General features: G+C 63.1%; 13 protein-coding genes. 10 read left to right on the forward strand and 3 right to left on the reverse strand.

Features of this window, described 5'->3' with window-relative positions; all coding sequences use genetic code 11:
- Positions 1-83 precede the first annotated feature (83 nt).
- From AC0L16_RS00500 to hutC, 7 genes are all read left to right on the forward strand, one after another.
- Entirely contained in the window at positions 84-1,229 is a 1,146-nt protein-coding gene (locus tag AC0L16_RS00500; protein ID WP_473618416.1) for an ABC transporter ATP-binding protein, read from the forward strand.
- Between the two features lie 32 nt (positions 1,230-1,261).
- The gene (locus AC0L16_RS00505) at positions 1,262-2,368 is read left to right on the forward strand and encodes an ABC transporter substrate-binding protein (RefSeq protein ID WP_473618417.1); all 1,107 of its coding nucleotides are present in this window, start codon (positions 1,262-1,264) and stop codon (positions 2,366-2,368) included.
- A 66-nt stretch (positions 2,369-2,434) separates the two neighbouring features.
- A complete protein-coding gene (locus tag AC0L16_RS00510; protein ID WP_473618418.1) occupies positions 2,435-3,379 on the forward strand; it encodes an ABC transporter permease in 945 nt (314 codons plus the stop codon).
- Entirely contained in the window at positions 3,376-4,176 is an 801-nt protein-coding gene (locus tag AC0L16_RS00515; RefSeq protein ID WP_473618419.1) for an ABC transporter permease, read from the forward strand. Before AC0L16_RS00510 ends, AC0L16_RS00515 begins: the two co-directional genes overlap by 4 nt.
- A 35-nt stretch (positions 4,177-4,211) precedes the next feature.
- A complete protein-coding gene (gene hisD / locus AC0L16_RS00520) occupies positions 4,212-5,534 on the forward strand; it encodes a histidinol dehydrogenase (RefSeq protein WP_473618420.1) in 1,323 nt (440 codons plus the stop codon).
- Between the two features lie 6 nt (positions 5,535-5,540).
- Positions 5,541-6,542 (forward strand): zinc-dependent alcohol dehydrogenase, encoded by a 1,002-nt coding sequence (locus tag AC0L16_RS00525; RefSeq protein ID WP_473618421.1) that lies wholly within the window; start codon positions 5,541-5,543, stop codon positions 6,540-6,542.
- Positions 6,539-7,270: a histidine utilization repressor gene (gene hutC / locus AC0L16_RS00530; protein WP_473618422.1), complete on the forward strand. Its 732-nt coding sequence runs from the start codon at positions 6,539-6,541 to the stop codon at positions 7,268-7,270. Before AC0L16_RS00525 ends, hutC begins: the two co-directional genes overlap by 4 nt.
- Before the next feature lie 179 nt (positions 7,271-7,449).
- Here the strand turns inward: hutC and AC0L16_RS00535 are convergent, their stop codons facing one another.
- The 3 genes from AC0L16_RS00535 to AC0L16_RS00545 form a co-directional block, all read right to left on the reverse strand.
- Entirely contained in the window at positions 7,450-8,799 is a 1,350-nt protein-coding gene (locus tag AC0L16_RS00535; RefSeq protein ID WP_473618423.1) for an SLC13 family permease, read from the reverse strand.
- A 111-nt stretch (positions 8,800-8,910) separates the two neighbouring features.
- Complete coding sequence (locus tag AC0L16_RS00540; RefSeq protein ID WP_473618424.1) at positions 8,911-10,431, reverse strand: malonate--CoA ligase; 1,521 nt, start codon at positions 10,429-10,431, stop codon at positions 8,911-8,913.
- Between the two features lie 22 nt (positions 10,432-10,453).
- The gene (locus tag AC0L16_RS00545; RefSeq protein ID WP_473618425.1) at positions 10,454-11,848 is read right to left on the reverse strand and encodes a malonyl-CoA decarboxylase; all 1,395 of its coding nucleotides are present in this window, start codon (positions 11,846-11,848) and stop codon (positions 10,454-10,456) included.
- 196 nt (positions 11,849-12,044) lie between these two features.
- On the opposite strand from AC0L16_RS00545, the gene AC0L16_RS00550 reads away from it, so the two are divergent.
- The 3 genes from AC0L16_RS00550 to AC0L16_RS00560 all read left to right on the forward strand — a co-directional run bounded on the left by AC0L16_RS00550 (position 12,045) and on the right by AC0L16_RS00560 (position 15,691).
- The gene (locus AC0L16_RS00550; RefSeq protein ID WP_254023061.1) at positions 12,045-12,695 is read left to right on the forward strand and encodes a GntR family transcriptional regulator; all 651 of its coding nucleotides are present in this window, start codon (positions 12,045-12,047) and stop codon (positions 12,693-12,695) included.
- Between the two features lie 343 nt (positions 12,696-13,038).
- Positions 13,039-13,512: a hypothetical protein gene (locus AC0L16_RS00555; protein ID WP_473618426.1), complete on the forward strand. Its 474-nt coding sequence runs from the start codon at positions 13,039-13,041 to the stop codon at positions 13,510-13,512.
- Between the two features lie 103 nt (positions 13,513-13,615).
- Entirely contained in the window at positions 13,616-15,691 is a 2,076-nt protein-coding gene (locus tag AC0L16_RS00560; RefSeq protein ID WP_473618427.1) for a sigma-54-dependent Fis family transcriptional regulator, read from the forward strand.
- Positions 15,692-15,702: the final 11 nt, after the last annotated feature.

Here is a 15,702-nt window from a genome sequence, read left to right on the forward strand (position 1 = left end):
AGACCGAGCTTGTATATGGTTGTATATACCACCTGACACGCTGGGCGCCCTTGCATGCGACCGGCGACAAAAGGGGAACCACAATGCAGGAGCCTTTCGGGGCCACAGCCTCGCGCGAAGCGGAAGGCGACGGGGAAATCGCCGTCACGGTCCGCAACGTCGGGATGGACTTCGATGGGGTTCAAGCCGTCAAGAATGCGTCCTTCGATCTGCCGAAGGGCCGGTTTCTCACTATTCTCGGGCCGTCTGGGTCCGGCAAGACGACCCTGCTGCGCATGATCGCCGGGTTCCAGACTCCGAGCAGAGGCGAGATCTTCATCAACGGTGAAGCGGTGAGCGCGGTGCCACCGCACAAGCGGTCGATCGGCATGGTCTTTCAGAGGCTTGCCTTGTTTCCTCATATGACGGCGGCCGAGAATGTCGCCTTCCCGCTGAAGATGCGCCGGCGCGACGCACGCACCATTCCCGACCGCGTCGAGCGGTATCTGGCACTGGTGCGGCTCGGAGGCTACGGCGGCAGGCGCATTCACGAACTGTCCGGCGGGCAGCAGCAACGCGTCGCGATTGCGCGCGCGCTGGTGTTTGAGCCCGACCTTTTGCTTCTCGACGAGCCGCTGGCTGCGCTCGACCGCAAGCTGCGCGAGGAAATGCAGCTCGAATTCCGCCGCATCCAGCGTGAGCTCGGCGTCACCACGATCAATGTCACCCACGACCAGCGCGAGGCGTTGGTGGTTTCCGACGATATCGTCGTCATGGATCAGGGCGAGATCCAGCAGAAGGCACGGCCGATCCACACCTACCGCCAGCCCCGCAACGCCTTTGTCGCCAATTTCATCGGCGTCACCAACTTCATTGCCGGTACGGTACGGGCCGTATCGGAAGCGGGCGACGTCTCCATCGTTCGGGGTGATCTGATGCTCGCCGGAAAGGTCGGCGATCCGGTCAATCCGCCTGCCGAGGGCGACAAGGCATCGGGAGCGATCCGCGCCGAGCAGATCCGTCTCGCCGGCGATGCTGCGCAGCTGTCGACGCTCGATTGCGTGCTGGCCGGGACCGTCACCGACACGATCTTCGAAGGCGAGCGCATGGTCTATGAGGTAGCCTGCGCCGCGATTGGCGACGAGGTCATTCGCGTTTTCGACCATGATCCCGCCGCGCACACGCAGTTCGACATAGGCGAAAGCGTGTTCCTGGGGTGGAACGCCAGGGATATGCTCGTTTTTCGATAGAACCGGAAACTCAAACCCAGAGGAGAATGCAGATGAAGCGCTTCAAGCCGAGGATATCCCATGTTTCCCGCAGAACCTTCCTTCAGGCCTCAGCTGCGCTCGGCGGCGCCTCGGCGCTCGGCCTGCGCGGCGCCTATGCGCAGGAGCCGGAAAAGCCGGCAGAGATCATCGTGCGCGCCTGGGGCGGCAGTTGGGTGGACAGCCTGAAGGCCGGGGTGTCCGACAGCTTCACCAAAATGACGGGGATTGCTGTCCGTCACGACCTGACCGAAGACAACGAGATTCAGCCCAAGGTCTGGGCGGCCGTGGCGCAGAAACGCGTCCCGCCGATCCATATCAACTGGGACACCACCACCAATGCCACGAAATCGGCACTGCGCGGCGTGACGGAAGACCTCTCCGACCTGCCGAACCTCGCCAATGTGACGGACCTTGCCAAGCCGGCCGGGCTGGAAGGCTTCCCGATCGTCAATACCTACGGTTATGTCTATGTGCTGGCCTATCGGCCTGCGGCATTCCCGGACGGACCGCCCAAGTCCTGGAAAGATCTGCTTGACCCGAAGTTCAAGGGTCGGCTTGCCTTCTACAATGACGGCATCGGCTTCCATTTCCCCGCCCAGGTCGCCGGTGGCGGCAAGCTGGAGGACATACCGGGCAACATGCAGCCGGCTTGGGATTTCATCACCAAGATGAAGGCGCAGCAGCCGCTGCTCGGCGAAGATCCCGACTTCACCACCTGGTTCCAGAACGGCGAGATCGACGCCGCCTGCACCATCTCGACCAACGCCCGGGAGGCCCGCAAGAACGGCGTCAAAATCGAATGGGTGGTGCCGGAAGAGGGTGCAAAATTCGACACGGACGGTTTGTGGATCCCCAAGGGCCTGCCGGAAAACGAACTCTACTGGGCCAAGCAGTACATCAATCATGCCCTGACCAAGGAAGCCCAGCAGGTCTGGCTGGACGGGCTTGGCTTGCCGGGCGTGGTGCCGGGCCTCACACCGCCCAAGGATCTGGTGGGCGATCCGTCCTATCCGACCACCGAAGCGGATTTCCAGCGCCTTATCCGCATCTCGTCGAAGATCCAGGTCGAGAATGAGAGCGAGTGGTTTTCCAAGTTCAAGGCGATCATGCAGGGCTGACGCCGGTCGGCCGGTGCTGCGCTCGTGCGGCACCGGCTCCTTGACGACGTCGTATACGGATTTTTCATGCGGGCAACCAGGACAGCCTATCCCCTGACATGGCGCATCATGGATGCGTTGGAAGGCGTTGCCGCCGCTATCTGGCCTGCGCGGTTCAGGCGCGCTACGCCCTATCTGATGCTGCTTCCGGCGGTGCTGCTTGTCGGGCTGCTGGTGCTCGGTCTCATCCAGATCGCGGACGCAAGCCTGCGCACGCTCGACACCACGACTTTCCAGTTCTCCGACGACTATTCCATCACCAATTTCCGCCGCGCGCTGACCGAGCCACTGTTCCTGGTTGTCGCGCAGCGCAGCCTGGTCGCCGCCCTGATCGTCACCGCGGTGACGCTGGTCTTCGCCTTTCCCTACGCCTATCTGATGGTACGCACGCGTTCGCCAGGATTGCGCAAATTCCTGCTGATCGCGCTGTTCCTGCCGTTCTTCATCGGCCAAGTGGTGCGTGCCTATGGCTGGCTGATCATCCTCGGCAACCAGGGCATGCTGAACGAGGCGCTCGGCCTTGTCGGGGTCGCCCCGATGCGGCTCATCTACAACTATCCCGCCGTGCTGTTCGGCCTCGTCCAGTACATGCTGCCCTTTGCCGTGCTGATGCTGGCGCCGGCACTCACCGCCATTCCCGAAGAGCTGGAGGCAGCCGCTGGATCGCTCGGCGCGAACTGGGTTCGCACGTTCATCCACATCGTGCTGCCACTCGCTCGTCCAGGCTTCATCGGCGCCGGCGTGGTGGTGCTGACGCTTTCGCTCACCGATTTCGCAGTCCCCGCGATCCTTGGCGGCGGCTCGCAGGATTTCATCGCCAACGCCATCTACGATCAGTTCTTCCGGACCTCCGACCAGGGTCTCGGCGCGATGCTGGCGCTTATGCTGGTCGCGCTCGGGTCAATCCTTGTCGGCTTGGTGTTCGCGTTGTTTGGAGCCGGAACGCTCGCCATGGGGAGGTCCCGGGCGTGAGCGGCTCGCGCAGCAAATCGATTGTCCTGTGGACCCTGGTGACGATCGCCCTGGTGACCCTTTCGGCGCCGACGATCGTGGTGCTCGGCGCTTCGTTTACCGGCGGCAACATCATCATTTTTCCGCCGGATGGGCTGTCGCTGCGGTGGTACGCGCGTATTTCGCAGGCCTCCGACCTGCGCAATGCTTTCCTGCGCACGCTCCAGGTCGCGACGGTCTGTACGATCGTTGCCATTCCAGTGGGCACGCTGGCCGGCATCGCGCTGGCGAAATATGCGGTGCGTTTTGAGAAGACGATCCAGATCTATCTGCTGCTGCCCTTCACCATCCCGCTGATCGGATCAGGCATCGGCCTCATGCTGATCTTCGGCAACGCCGGCATTCTCGGCCAGCTCTGGCCGGTCGGCATCGCCTGCTGCGTCATCAACCTGCCGTTCATGATCTGGGCGGTCACGGCGAGTGCCACCGGGCTTGACCCGGATCTTGAACTGGCCGCCGCCAATTGCGGCGCGCCGCCGCTCCAGGTGTTCTTCTCCGTCACCTTGCCGGCGGTCATGCCGGGGGTGATCACCGGCTCGCTGCTGATGTTCATCCTGGCGCTCAACGAATTCCTGGTCAGCCTGCTGCTCGTCGATGCGCGTATCGTGACGCTGCCGGTGCTGATCTACAACTCCATCCGCTCGATCATCACGCCGGATCTTGCCGCGATCTCCGTGGTCTTCATCGCCTGCTCTGGCATCGCCGTCTTCCTGCTCGACAGGCTGGTTGGGCTCGACATCTTCCTGAAATCGAAATGAGGAAAGCCGGCTCGTCGGGCCGCAAAGGAAATTTTATGCCAAACGTATCAATCCACGATCTGAGCCAACTCGACGCCGCCGCTCGTTCGGCATTGATGCGGCGCTCAGAGACCGATCTCTCCGGCTTTATGGAGAAGGCCGCACCGATCATCGAGGCGGTCCGGACAGAAGGCGACGCCGCGCTCGTCCGCTTCGCCCGCGACTTGGACAAGGCAGATCTCGATGCCGCGCGGCTGAAGGTCAGCCCCGCCGAGTTCGACGCCGCCTTCGGCATGGTGGACGAGGACGTGATCGCCGCCATTCGCTTCGGCATCGACAACATCCGGCATTTCCATGAAGAGCAGAAACCGGAAGCGATGTGGCTCAAGGAAATGCGGCCAGGCGCCTTTGCCGGCGACCGCTTCACGCCGATCCGCTCGGTGGCGCTCTATGTCCCGCGCGGCAAAGGGGCGTTCCCTTCGGTGACAATGATGACCGCAGTGCCCGCAGTGGTGGCGGGCGTCCCGGAGCTTGCCATCGTCACGCCGCCGGCGCCCGATGGTTCGGTGGACTCAGCGACGCTGGTTGCGGCGCGCCTCGCCGGTGTCGAAACGGTCTACAAATGTGGTGGCGCGCAGGCGGTCGCCGCGGTCGCCTACGGCACAGAGACGATCAACGCCGCGCTCAAGATCGTCGGTCCAGGCAGCCCCTGGGTGGTTGCGGCCAAGCGGCTGCTTGCCGGCGTCATCGATCCCGGCCTTCCCGCCGGTCCGTCCGAAGCGATCATCCTCGCCGACGACAGCGTGCATGGCGGGCTGGCCGCGCTCGACCTCCTCATCGAGGCGGAGCACGGACCGGACTCGTCGGCGTATCTGGTGACCCACAGCCGCCGCGTGGCGGAGGAGGCACTGGCGGCGCTGCCCGAGCATTGGGCGCGCATGACCGAGCAGCGGGTCGCGTTCTCCACCGCGGTCCTGACCGGCGCCTGTGGCGGCATCGTGCTGACGGCCTCGATCGAGGAGAGCTACCGCTTCATCAACGACTACGCACCGGAGCATCTGGAGATTCTCTCCACCGACCCCTTCGCGCACCTTGGCCACATCACCGAAGCTGCCGAGATCCTGATGGGGCCGCACACGCCGATCTCGATCGGCAATTTCGGGCTGGGCCCCAACGCCGTGCTGCCGACCAGCCGCTGGGCGCGTACCTGTGGACCGCTCTCGGTCACGGATTTCGTCAAGCGTTCTTCCATCGGCTACGTGACGGCCGCGGCCTATCCGGAATTCGCGCGCCATGCCCGCACACTTGCCCGCTATGAAGGCTTCTCCTCGCACGAACACGCCGTTTCCGGCGTGCGCGACCGATATCTGGCGCGGTAGCGGATGATGAAGGCGGCCAGACTCCATGCGGCGGGCGATTTGCGGGTTGAGGACGTGCCATCTCCCGGCGAACCGGCGCCTGGCTGGGTGCGGCTCAGGGTGACGGCCGCCGGCATTTGCGGCTCCGACCTCCACAACTTCCGCACCGGTCAGTGGATCAGCCGCGCGCCGAGCGTCGCCGGGCATGAGTTCGCCGGCGAGGTGATCGCCGTGGGTGCCGGCGTGTCCCAGTTTGCGCTCGGAGACCGGGTCGTGGCCGATTCGCGCTTCTGGTGCGGCGAGTGTCCTGCCTGCCGGGCCGGCCGGCATAATGTCTGTGCCAGACTGGGCTTTGTAGGCGAGGTCTGCGACGGCGGCTTCGCGGAAGAGACGCAGCTGCCGGCGCGGCTGCTTGTGCGCCACGACGCCACGCTCGATCCCGCAATCGCCGCCATGGCGGAGCCGCTGGCGGTCGCCCTGCACGCAGTGCAACGGCTGGCGGCGCCGGCCGGAGCGCCGGTGCTTATCGCTGGTTGCGGCCCGATCGGCGGATTGGCTGCGCTGCTGCTGTCGCGGCCGGGCGAGAGACAGGTCCTCGTCGCCGACCGCAATGCGGCGCGTGCAGATCTTGTGGCCAAGGTGAGCGGCGCGACTGTCGTCGACCTGGACGCCCTGCCCCGTGATCCCAATCTGCGCCATGCCATCGACGCGACGGGAAATGTGACGGTGATGGCGCGGCTGCTCGATGTCTTGGCCGGCGGCGGCACGCTGGCGCTGGTCGGCATTTCGCATGGCCGCCTCGACCTCGACCCCAACTTGCTGGTCGAGCGCGAGATCGCGCTTGTCGGCTGCCACGCCTCCGCCGACGAGCTTGCGCCGGCCGTCGCGATGCTTGGCGATCTCGCGCCCGCGCTGTCGCTCTTCGTCTCCGACGAGATAGCGATCGGCGAGATTCCCGCCGCCTACCAGCGCCTGATCGCCGGCGCGAGCGGCGGGTTGAAGACCATCGTCCGAATGGAGAGAGGATGATCAGGCTTACCGAAACCGCCGGACCGCTCTACGAAAAGGTCAAGGACTACGTGCTCGGCAATATCGGCAGCGGCAACTGGCCGAAGGACCGCAGGCTGCCTTCCGAAAACGAACTGGTCAGCACGCTCGGCGTCTCGCGCATGACCGTGCACCGGGCGCTGAGAGAACTGACCTCGGAAGGCCACCTGCTGCGCATCCAGGGCGTAGGCACCTTTGTGGCACCGCCGAAACCGCAATCGGCCCTCATCGAAATCAGGAACATCGCCGGCGAGATCGCCGCGCGCGGCGCACGCCATAGGGCCGAGGTCGTCGTCCTTGAGAGGATCCGCAATCCGGCGCTGGACCTCGTCGTCGCCTTCGAGTTCACGCGCCGCAGGCCGGTCGCCCATTCGATCATCGTGCATTTCGAGGACGATGTGCCGGTCCAGCTCGAGGAACGTTTTGTCAATCCGGCGCTCGCACCGGACTACCATCGGCAAAACTTCGTGGCGACCGCCACCTACGACTATTTGCAGCGGGCGACACCGCTGACGGAAGTGGAGCATGTGATCTCGGCCGTCGCGGCAGAAGAAATGGTGGCCCGCCATCTGAGGATCCGACCCGGCGACCCCTGCCTGCTCCTGCATCGGCGGACCTGGTCGGGCGCGGCCGTCGCCACCGTCAACAAGCTCACCTATGTCGGCAGCCGCTATTCGCTGGGCAGCCGCTACGCGCCCTCACCCGCATGAGCAGCGACGGCCCGCCAGGCAGGGCGGGCGGCGCTATCGGCCCAATGGCTGCCTTGACAGGGCATCGGCTCTGCCTGCGCCGCCGTTTTTCTTATTCATGCCGACCAGATCAGGTTGGGTATCGAGCCTGGCCGCCGGTCAAAATTGCACCGGAGCGGCCAGACTGATTGGCCGGCCGTTCAAACCAACCCGGGGACCACGAAAACCAGCCAGGCGATGACCGGGCCGATGATGGCGATAAGCGCGCTGTAGATCAGCAACGTCTTCAGCACGCCCTCGCGCTCTGCTTCCTGGGCATTGGCGACGACCAGCGCGCCGTTGGTCGAAAACGGACTTGTGTCAACGATGGTGGTGGAGATCGCTATCGCGGCAACCACGCCTATGGCACTGATCTGCCCCTGTAGAAGGAAGGGCACGGCCAGCGGAATGATGGCTCCCAGCAATGCCGTGGACGAGGCGAATGCCGATACAATGGCGCCGGTGAAGCACAGGAGAAGTGCGACCAGCAGTGGCATGCCCAGGCTCGAAATGCCTTGGGCGACGTAGTCGATCGTGCCGATCTTCTCCATGAGGCCGACATAGGTGATGATGCCTGCGATCAGGAGCACCGTCGACCAGCTGACCTTGTCGATCGCCGCCTTCTGGGTCTTCGGCGAGAGCAGCGCCAGCGCGACCGCGACAGTGATCGCCACCAGGCCGACATTGAACTTGAAGACAAGCGCGCCGACCGCGAGCGCGGTCAGGCCGATCAATGTCGTCAACCTTTCCGTAGTCAGGCCGGAAAGCGCCGATACATTTTTTGTCTGCTCCTCAAAGACGTGATGGCTGATCGGAGTAGCCAGCGTGCCGCCGTGGCCGACGATTGACTGCGTCACGCCCTCGGGGTGGAGGTCAGGCAGCGGTCCCGACGCGACCGAATACTTATGCAGCACCTTCGAGCCGCCGAAGACGAAGAACACGAGGACTGCGATGGCTAGGTTGAAGAAGAAGCTGGAGAGAAACAGCGATGTCGGTGCGAACGGCAACCCCGCCTTTTCGACGATCTGGTTGGTGATGCCGCCATAGACGCTGATCGGCGAAAAGCCGCCCGCCTGTGCCCCGTGAATAACCATCAATCCCATCATGACCGGATTGATGCGGTACTGGAACGCAAAACCCAGCGCCACCGGGGCCAGGATGGCGACCGCCGCAGGTCCGAGCGCACCGAAGCCGGTGATGACGGCGGCGACCAGGAACATGACCCAGGGAATCCACGCCACATGTCCGCGCACCAATTTGACCGCGCCCTCGACCAGCCAATCGATAGTGCCGTTGATCTGGGCGATGGCGAACAGGTAGGTAATGCCGACCAGTGTCAGGAAGAGGTCGCTCGGGAAGCCAGCAAATATTTCCGCCGGCTTCATGGCCATGACGAGCGAGCCGACCAGAAAAGCGCACGCGAAGGCGAGCGCGCCCATATTGATCGGCTGCATGGTGGCGATCACGAACATGCCGACCAGCAGCGCAATCGACAGAATCTGGATGTTCATAGCTTCCTCCCTTCGGGAAACGCCTTCAGGCGCCCGTTCTCATTTTCATCGGTAGTGGATCAGCCGCGTTGGTCTCGCTCCCAAGCACCAACGCAGGGTCGTCAGCGCCTCCTAGGAGGCAGGCATGTAAAGGCTTTTGAACCGGTCGCGCAGAAGGTTCTTCTGCACCTTTCCCATGGTGTTGCGCGGAAGGTCCTCGGCGAAGATCACCCGTTTCGGCTGCTTGAAGCGCGCGAGGCGGTCGCGCAGCGCGTTGAGCACGGCCTTTTCGTCCATCGTCGCACCGGGCTTGAGCACCACGACGGCCGTCACCCCCTCGCCGAAATCCGGATGTGCAATGCCGATGACCGCACTCTCGGCGACGCCGTCGAGTTGATCGATCTCACCCTCGACTTCCTTCGGGTAGATATTGTAGCCGCCGGAGATCACCAGGTCCTTGTCGCGGCCGACGATGTGGAGATAGCCCGCCTCATCGATCTTGCCGAGGTCGCCGCTGATGAAATAGCCGTCCTTGGTGAACTCCGCCGCCGTCTTTTCAGGCATCCGCCAATAACCCCGGAAAACGTTCGGGCCCTTGATCTCGATCATGCCGGTTTTGCCTGGTCCGAGCGTCTCGCCCGTGGCCGGATCGGTGACCCTCACCGACACGCCCGGGAGTGGGAAACCTACTGTCCCTGCCCTTCGCTCGCCGTCATAGGGGTTTGAGGTGTTCATGTTGGTTTCGGTCATGCCGTAGCGTTCGAGAATGGCGTGACCGGTGCGCTGCTTGAATGCGGCGTGCGTCTCAGCGAGCAGCGGCGCCGAGCCGGAGATGAACAGCCTGATATTGGCGACCGTCTCCCGGTTCAGGCCCTGATGCTGAAGCAACCGGACATAGAAGGTCGGCACGCCCATCATCAGCGTCGCCCGTGGCATCAGAGAAAGGATTTCCTCCGGCTCGAACTTTGGCAGCAGAAACATCGAGGCGCCGGAAATGAGCGTGACGTTGGTCGCCACGAAGAGCCCATGCGTGTGAAAAATCGGCAGCGCGTGGATCAGCCGGTCGGCTGCCGTCACCTGCCAGCATTCGCGCAGTGCCATTGCATTGGACAAAAGGTTGTCGTGCGTCAGCATTGCGCCCTTGGAACGGCCGGTGGTCCCAGATGTGTACAGGATCGCGGCGAGATCGTCAGGCGCGCGCGCCGCGTCGAGAAAATCGGCAGACTCGTCCCGGGCCAACTGCATGAGCGACCCGGCGCCGTCCGCATCGAGCGTTTCGACAATCGCGCCGTGGCCGTGCGCGATCCTCTCGACATCAGTTCGCGACTTCGAGGAGACGATGACGAGCCGCGGTTCGGCGTCACCGATAAAATAGTCGAGTTCAGCCAGCGTATAGGCGGTATTCAGCGGCAGATAGATCGCCCCGCAGCGCACGCATGCGAGATAGAGCATCAGAGCCAGCGGGCTCTTGTCCACCTGGACCGCGACGCGGTCGCCCGGGCGAACGCCGAGCACATCAATTGCGCTGGCGATCTGTCCGGAGAGCCGCAGCGCATCTGCATAGGTCCAACGCTGACCATCAATCGTCTCGATGAAAATCGACTCGCCTGACCTGGCGGATGCTCGCATGGCGTCGAACAGGTGATTGCTCATTGAACTCCTCCCAATTTGCTTGTCAGGTTTTCTGCATTTCGGTGCGGCGTCGACGAACCGGGGCGCCGATATCGGCGTCGGTCGAAGCGGCTGCCGCCAGTTTTCTCACCTCCGGCGAAGCAGCGATCTCGCCATGTTGCGCCAAGGCTTCGTGGTTCGCCTCGATGTCGTCCAACTTGTAAAAGTAGTTGACCATCAAGCCGTGGGACTGCCGCATCGCCTTGGCAGAGCGATCGGCGAGGAAGTTCAGCCGTTCAAGGCGGGCGCCGTTGCCCAAATGAAAACGCGCCACAGGATCGACCGGCCGTCTGCCGGTGGCCCGTTCCCTAACGAAATAGCGTGCGGCGAGCGGGAGAAGCACAGGTTCAACGACCCGTGCCTTCTGCGGACTGTCCGCCCAGCCCGGATCGTCCAGCAGCTCGAGCGTCTTGAGGGTCTGATCATCGAGGCTGGCATCGGCCGCCTTGCGCAGTCTTGCCAGCCAGCCAGCGAAACCCGGAACCGGCGACAGCGTCACGAAGGTCTTCAAGCCAGGCAGGTCGCGGCGCAGATCCTCCACCACCTGCTTGATCAGAAAGTTCCCGAAAGAGATGCCACGCAGTCCGTCCTGGCAGTTGGAGATCGAATAGAAGACAGCGGTGGTGGCGTCCTGGGCCGTGATCGGCGAACGGTTTACATCGAGCACATCAGCGATGGCGGAGGGAATCGCCTTGGTCAGCGCAACCTCAACGAAGATCAGCGGATCGTCTGCGAGTCGCGGATGGAAGAACGCAAAGCACCTGCGGTCGGCTGGAGCTAACCTCCGCCGCAGTTCCTCCCAGCCGGCGATTTCATGCACCGCCTCGTATCTGATGATCTTCTCCAGGATGTCGGCCGGCGTCGACCAGTCGATCGGACGCAGGGTCAGAAAACCGCGATTGAACCACGAGCCGAACAGGTGGGCGAAGTCGGCATCGACGGCGCGAAACGGTTCCGTCGCATCCTTCATGGCTAATAGGCGCTCGCGCATCTCCACCAGCCTTGCCGTGCCTTTGGGGGCCAGGTTCAGTCTGCGCACCAATTCCTGGCGACGCGGCTCGGCGGCCTGGTGCAGTTCGATGACGGCATCCGAACTCCCGTCGTTGCGGTAGCGCTCGATGGCTTTGTCAAGCTTGGCGATGTCTGGGCCGAACTGTTCGTGCAGCATTCGCACGAAGTCTTGCTGACCGGCAGCGTCCAGTTGGGCCCAGCGCTGAAGGACCTCGGCGGCCAACGCCATGCCCGAGGCTTCGCCCCGGCTCGACAAAAGCATGTCGCAGAGTGTTTCGATATTCGTCTCGGCTTGGACCGGCTCGCTGCGCGCCCCTGCCGCAAGCAGCCTGCGGCCGCGATCGGTGATGCTTTGCACCATATCGCTAAAGAACGAGATGCCTGCCATGTCGGAGTCCCTCCTGGCAAAGTCGAAATCGGCGCAAGCAGACCCTCCGCGCGGTGTCGACGCGTGCTGGTGCTCGGATGCGTGCACCCATTTGTGTGCGACTTGCCTGTTGTGGTACCGTTCTTAAACATCCTTGTACGCAAAGTCAACATTCTTGCATACAAGCTTTATCATATTGCATTGGAAGGCCCAAAACATGTCGGAAAATGTCGTTCAGCGCCTACGTGACGAGATTGAAAACGGCATAATCTCGAACGACTTCGCCCCAGGTGCACGACTAGACGAGGTGCAATTGGCAACACGCTTCGGCGTCTCGAGAACGCCGGTGCGCGAGGCGCTGATGCAGTTGAACGCGATCGGACTGATAGAGATCCGGCCGCGCCGGGGCGCCGTGGTGATTGATCCGGGACCGCACCGCATTTTCGAAATGTTCGAGGTGATGGCGGAACTTGAAGGTTTGGCCGGTTCGCTGGCCGCGCGACGGTTCACCGATGCCGATCGCACAACCATCCTGGCCGCGCATGCAGATTGCGAGCGTTCGTCTTCGGCCGGCAACAGCGACGCCTACTATTACGATAACGAGCGCTTTCACAAAGCTATCTACGCTGCCAGCCACAGCGGTTTTCTGGCCGAGCAGTGCGTCGCACTGCATCGCCGTCTGCAGCCCTACAGGCGTCTCCAACTGCGCGTGCGCAACCGCGTTGCCACGTCATTCGCCGAACATGGCGCGATCGTGGAAGCAATCCTCGCCGGCGACGCGGAGCAGGCGCGCACGCTGCTGCGCCAGCATGTCAGCATCCAGGGCGAACGTTTCAGCGATCTTGTAGCGACGCTGGCGAGCAGATAGTCCGTCGCAAGTCGAGCCTCTCGCCTTTCACCGCCGCCTCAATGAAGCCAAGCCGCATCCCGAGGCCGGCCTGGCAGCGGGCGTGCATTTGAGCGTCCTGCGAAAGCGTGACGTGCGCGACAGGCAACAACTCGACAGCAAACCCTCGGAATTGACGAACAAGGCAGCCTGACAAGCGGGCATTACTCAAAACGTCCGATATCGGAAATCCCGTGTAGCAGCCGCCTGCTACCAGCAAAGCAAATTTTGGCGCTATCTGATATGAATGGCGAACTTCGCCGAGGCGGTGTAGGGTTCACCTCAAACGAAGAAACGGCGACGCGGTGCGAATCTGGGAGGATTCATGGTCGAGATTATCTCCAAGCGGGATGGCCCGCGGCGCGAGGACGCACAAGTCAAAAGACTGATCGAGCAGAACCGCTCGACCATCGTCCGCCTTGCCGACCAGATCAGCGGTGGCGGCTATTCAGCTTCGCGAAAGCCACGCCTGCAACCCAAGGCGGAAGGCCTGATCATCCATGTCGGTGGCGGCGCGGCCGGGGTGGCCGAGGTCAAGCCGACCATCCAAGTCACCATGAACGGCCGTGTCATTTCGAAGGATCGGAACACGGGCCGCCAACTTCATCACATCGGCGATATCCGCGACCGCGGCGGCGATCAGGTCTTCGTGCTGGCAACAAAGCAGAATGGCTTCTTCTCGCCGGTTGACGAAATCGTTGCCGAGGCGCTTGCCGACATGGACGGATCCCGCCTCGCTGCCACCTATACCGAAGAACAGCTTGCCTTCGACATCGGCGCGAAACTCGGCATCGACTGATCAGGCTGACGCCTGGGCGTGCTTCTTCACGTCCAACTCGCGGCAGCCTGCGAACCCGACAGCATACAGAAATGGCATACCTCAAAGGTTCTGTGATGACTGAATGAAACGCGAGATAGCCCCCAACCAGATGAAGATCGATGCCCTTCCGGCGCGTAGGTCGCTGGCCACCGGCCAAATGGCTCTGAGCAACATCGACTATGACGAGCGTGCCACCATGCGCGCCTGGGAAAGTTTTCTGGCTGACGAGCCCAAATGCGCCGGCGATCCAGTCCACGCAAGCCACGTCCGCTCCCTCATTCACGATTCCTGGTATCGCAGTGCCACCGGCGGCATCAACGCTCAAGGCATTGAAGCACCGCTGAGCAGTGATCGCGACGAAATCGAATATCTGACCCGGGCCAATGCTGAACTGCTTTCGGCGGCGCGGCGGTCGTTCGCATCGCTTGGCCAGTTACTGGACGGGACCGGTGCGATGCTGGTTCTGGCCGACAGCGACGGCGTGCTGATCGACGCTATCGGCGACAAGAAGACGCTGCATGACGGCATGGATATCCACCTCGCCATCGGCGGCAAATGGAACGAGGATGCCGTCGGGACGAACGGTATCGGTACGGCGCTGTGGACCGGCGAGCCGACTTTCGTGCATGCGGCCGAGCATTTCTGCGCCGGCATCAAGTCCTGGACTTGCGCCGGCGCGCCGATCCGCGATCCGCTCGACGGCAAGATCATCGGTGTCGTCGACCTGTCAGGCTATTCGCCGATTTTCAGGCCGCACAACACCGCGCTCGTCGCCGCGACAGCCCGGCAGATCGAAAAGGCATTGGCCGAACAGCAGCAGGAACAGCGCACGCGCCTGCTCGAAGCTTTCATTTCATCGGCTCCCGGCTACCGCCGAAAAGACGGGCTGGTAATCGTCGACCATCGCGGCCGTGCCATATTCTGCAACAATGTGCCTGATGGCGAGGCCACTGAGATGATGGACGGCCCGATGGAGCCGGGCCGTGGCCGCTGGCTGATGAACCTTCCGTCCTCCGGCTCCGAAGCCGACCTTGCCAGGGCGCTGCCGGCCCATCTGCGATCCTGCCATATCACCCCGCTCAAGCTCGACGGCGACCTCCGCGGAGCGGCGCTGGTGTTCCCCTCCGTGCCGGCAGTCTCCAGCGCGGCGGTGGTCCACCGGGAAGTGAACAAGCATCTTCAGGATGCTGTCGCCATGATCGTCGGCGAAAGCGAAGCACTGCATGCCGCCATCGACGTCGCCTGCCGCGTCGCGCGGTCGGGCAGTGTGACATCGCTGTTGGTCGAGGGCGAAACAGGCGTCGGGAAAGAGCTGTTTGCACGGCTCGTCCATGCCGGCAGCCGGCGCACGGCGAACGACCCATTCATCGCCATGAATTGCGGGGCGATCACCAAGGACTTGTTCGGCAGCGAGTTGTTCGGCCATGTCGCCGGCGCCTTTACCGGCGCCTCGCGTGAAGGCAAACCGGGGGTTTTCGAGCTCGCCCATGGCGGCGTCCTCAGTCTCGACGAGATCGGCGAATTGCCGCTCGAGATCCAGCCGTTTCTGCTGCGTGTCCTGGAAGAGCGCGTGGTCAACCGCATTGGCGACAGCCGGGGCCGCCCGGTGGACGTGCGCCTGGTCGCCTCGACCAATCGCGATCTCAAGCACGAAATTGACGCAGGCCGATTCCGCCGCGATCTCTACTATCGAATTGGCGCGGTTTCGATCACTGTTCCACCGCTGCGCGAGCGCGGCGAGGATGTGCTGCTGCTGGTCGAACATTTCAACCGGCAGATCGCTACCGCAGCGGGCGAGGACCCGCTGGAGTTTTCGCAAGAAGCGCTCGATGCCCTGCTCGCCTATCATTGGCCGGGCAATGTACGCGAACTGAAGAACCTCATCGGGCGGTTGCATGTCCTGGCGCGGGGCCGAGATATCGGGCTCCACGATCTCCCCGGTGAAATCGCGGCGCCCAGCGCCACGTCCAATGATGGTAAGACCCTGTCGGCCGAGTCGCCTGGAGGCACACTCGTCGAGGCGGAACGCCAGGCGATGAAGAACGCATTGGCAGCCGAGGGCGGCAATCTCAGTCGGGTCGCGCGGCGGCTCGGCATTTCCCGGCCGACGCTCTATCGCAAACTCGACCAATACGGAATCCGCCGCAGTTTCCTCTAGGATCAGAACCC

The sequence above is a fragment of the Mesorhizobium sp. WSM4848 genome, from assembly GCF_055811375.1.

Coding starts and splice junctions, on each gene's coding strand:
- hutC (WP_473618422.1), top strand. CDS start 6,539: ATGATCAGGCTTACCGAAACCGCCGGACCGCTCTACGAAAAGGTCAAG.
- AC0L16_RS00525 (WP_473618421.1), top strand. CDS start 5,541: ATGAAGGCGGCCAGACTCCATGCGGCGGGCGATTTGCGGGTTGAGGAC.
- AC0L16_RS00535 (WP_473618423.1), bottom strand. CDS start 8,799: ATGAACATCCAGATTCTGTCGATTGCGCTGCTGGTCGGCATGTTCGTG.
- hisD (WP_473618420.1), top strand. CDS start 4,212: ATGCCAAACGTATCAATCCACGATCTGAGCCAACTCGACGCCGCCGCT.
- AC0L16_RS00500 (WP_473618416.1), top strand. CDS start 84: ATGCAGGAGCCTTTCGGGGCCACAGCCTCGCGCGAAGCGGAAGGCGAC.
- AC0L16_RS00550 (WP_254023061.1), top strand. CDS start 12,045: ATGTCGGAAAATGTCGTTCAGCGCCTACGTGACGAGATTGAAAACGGC.
- AC0L16_RS00545 (WP_473618425.1), bottom strand. CDS start 11,848: ATGGCAGGCATCTCGTTCTTTAGCGATATGGTGCAAAGCATCACCGAT.
- AC0L16_RS00560 (WP_473618427.1), top strand. CDS start 13,616: ATGAAACGCGAGATAGCCCCCAACCAGATGAAGATCGATGCCCTTCCG.
- AC0L16_RS00540 (WP_473618424.1), bottom strand. CDS start 10,431: ATGAGCAATCACCTGTTCGACGCCATGCGAGCATCCGCCAGGTCAGGC.
- AC0L16_RS00555 (WP_473618426.1), top strand. CDS start 13,039: ATGGTCGAGATTATCTCCAAGCGGGATGGCCCGCGGCGCGAGGACGCA.
- AC0L16_RS00510 (WP_473618418.1), top strand. CDS start 2,435: ATGCGGGCAACCAGGACAGCCTATCCCCTGACATGGCGCATCATGGAT.
- AC0L16_RS00505 (WP_473618417.1), top strand. CDS start 1,262: ATGAAGCGCTTCAAGCCGAGGATATCCCATGTTTCCCGCAGAACCTTC.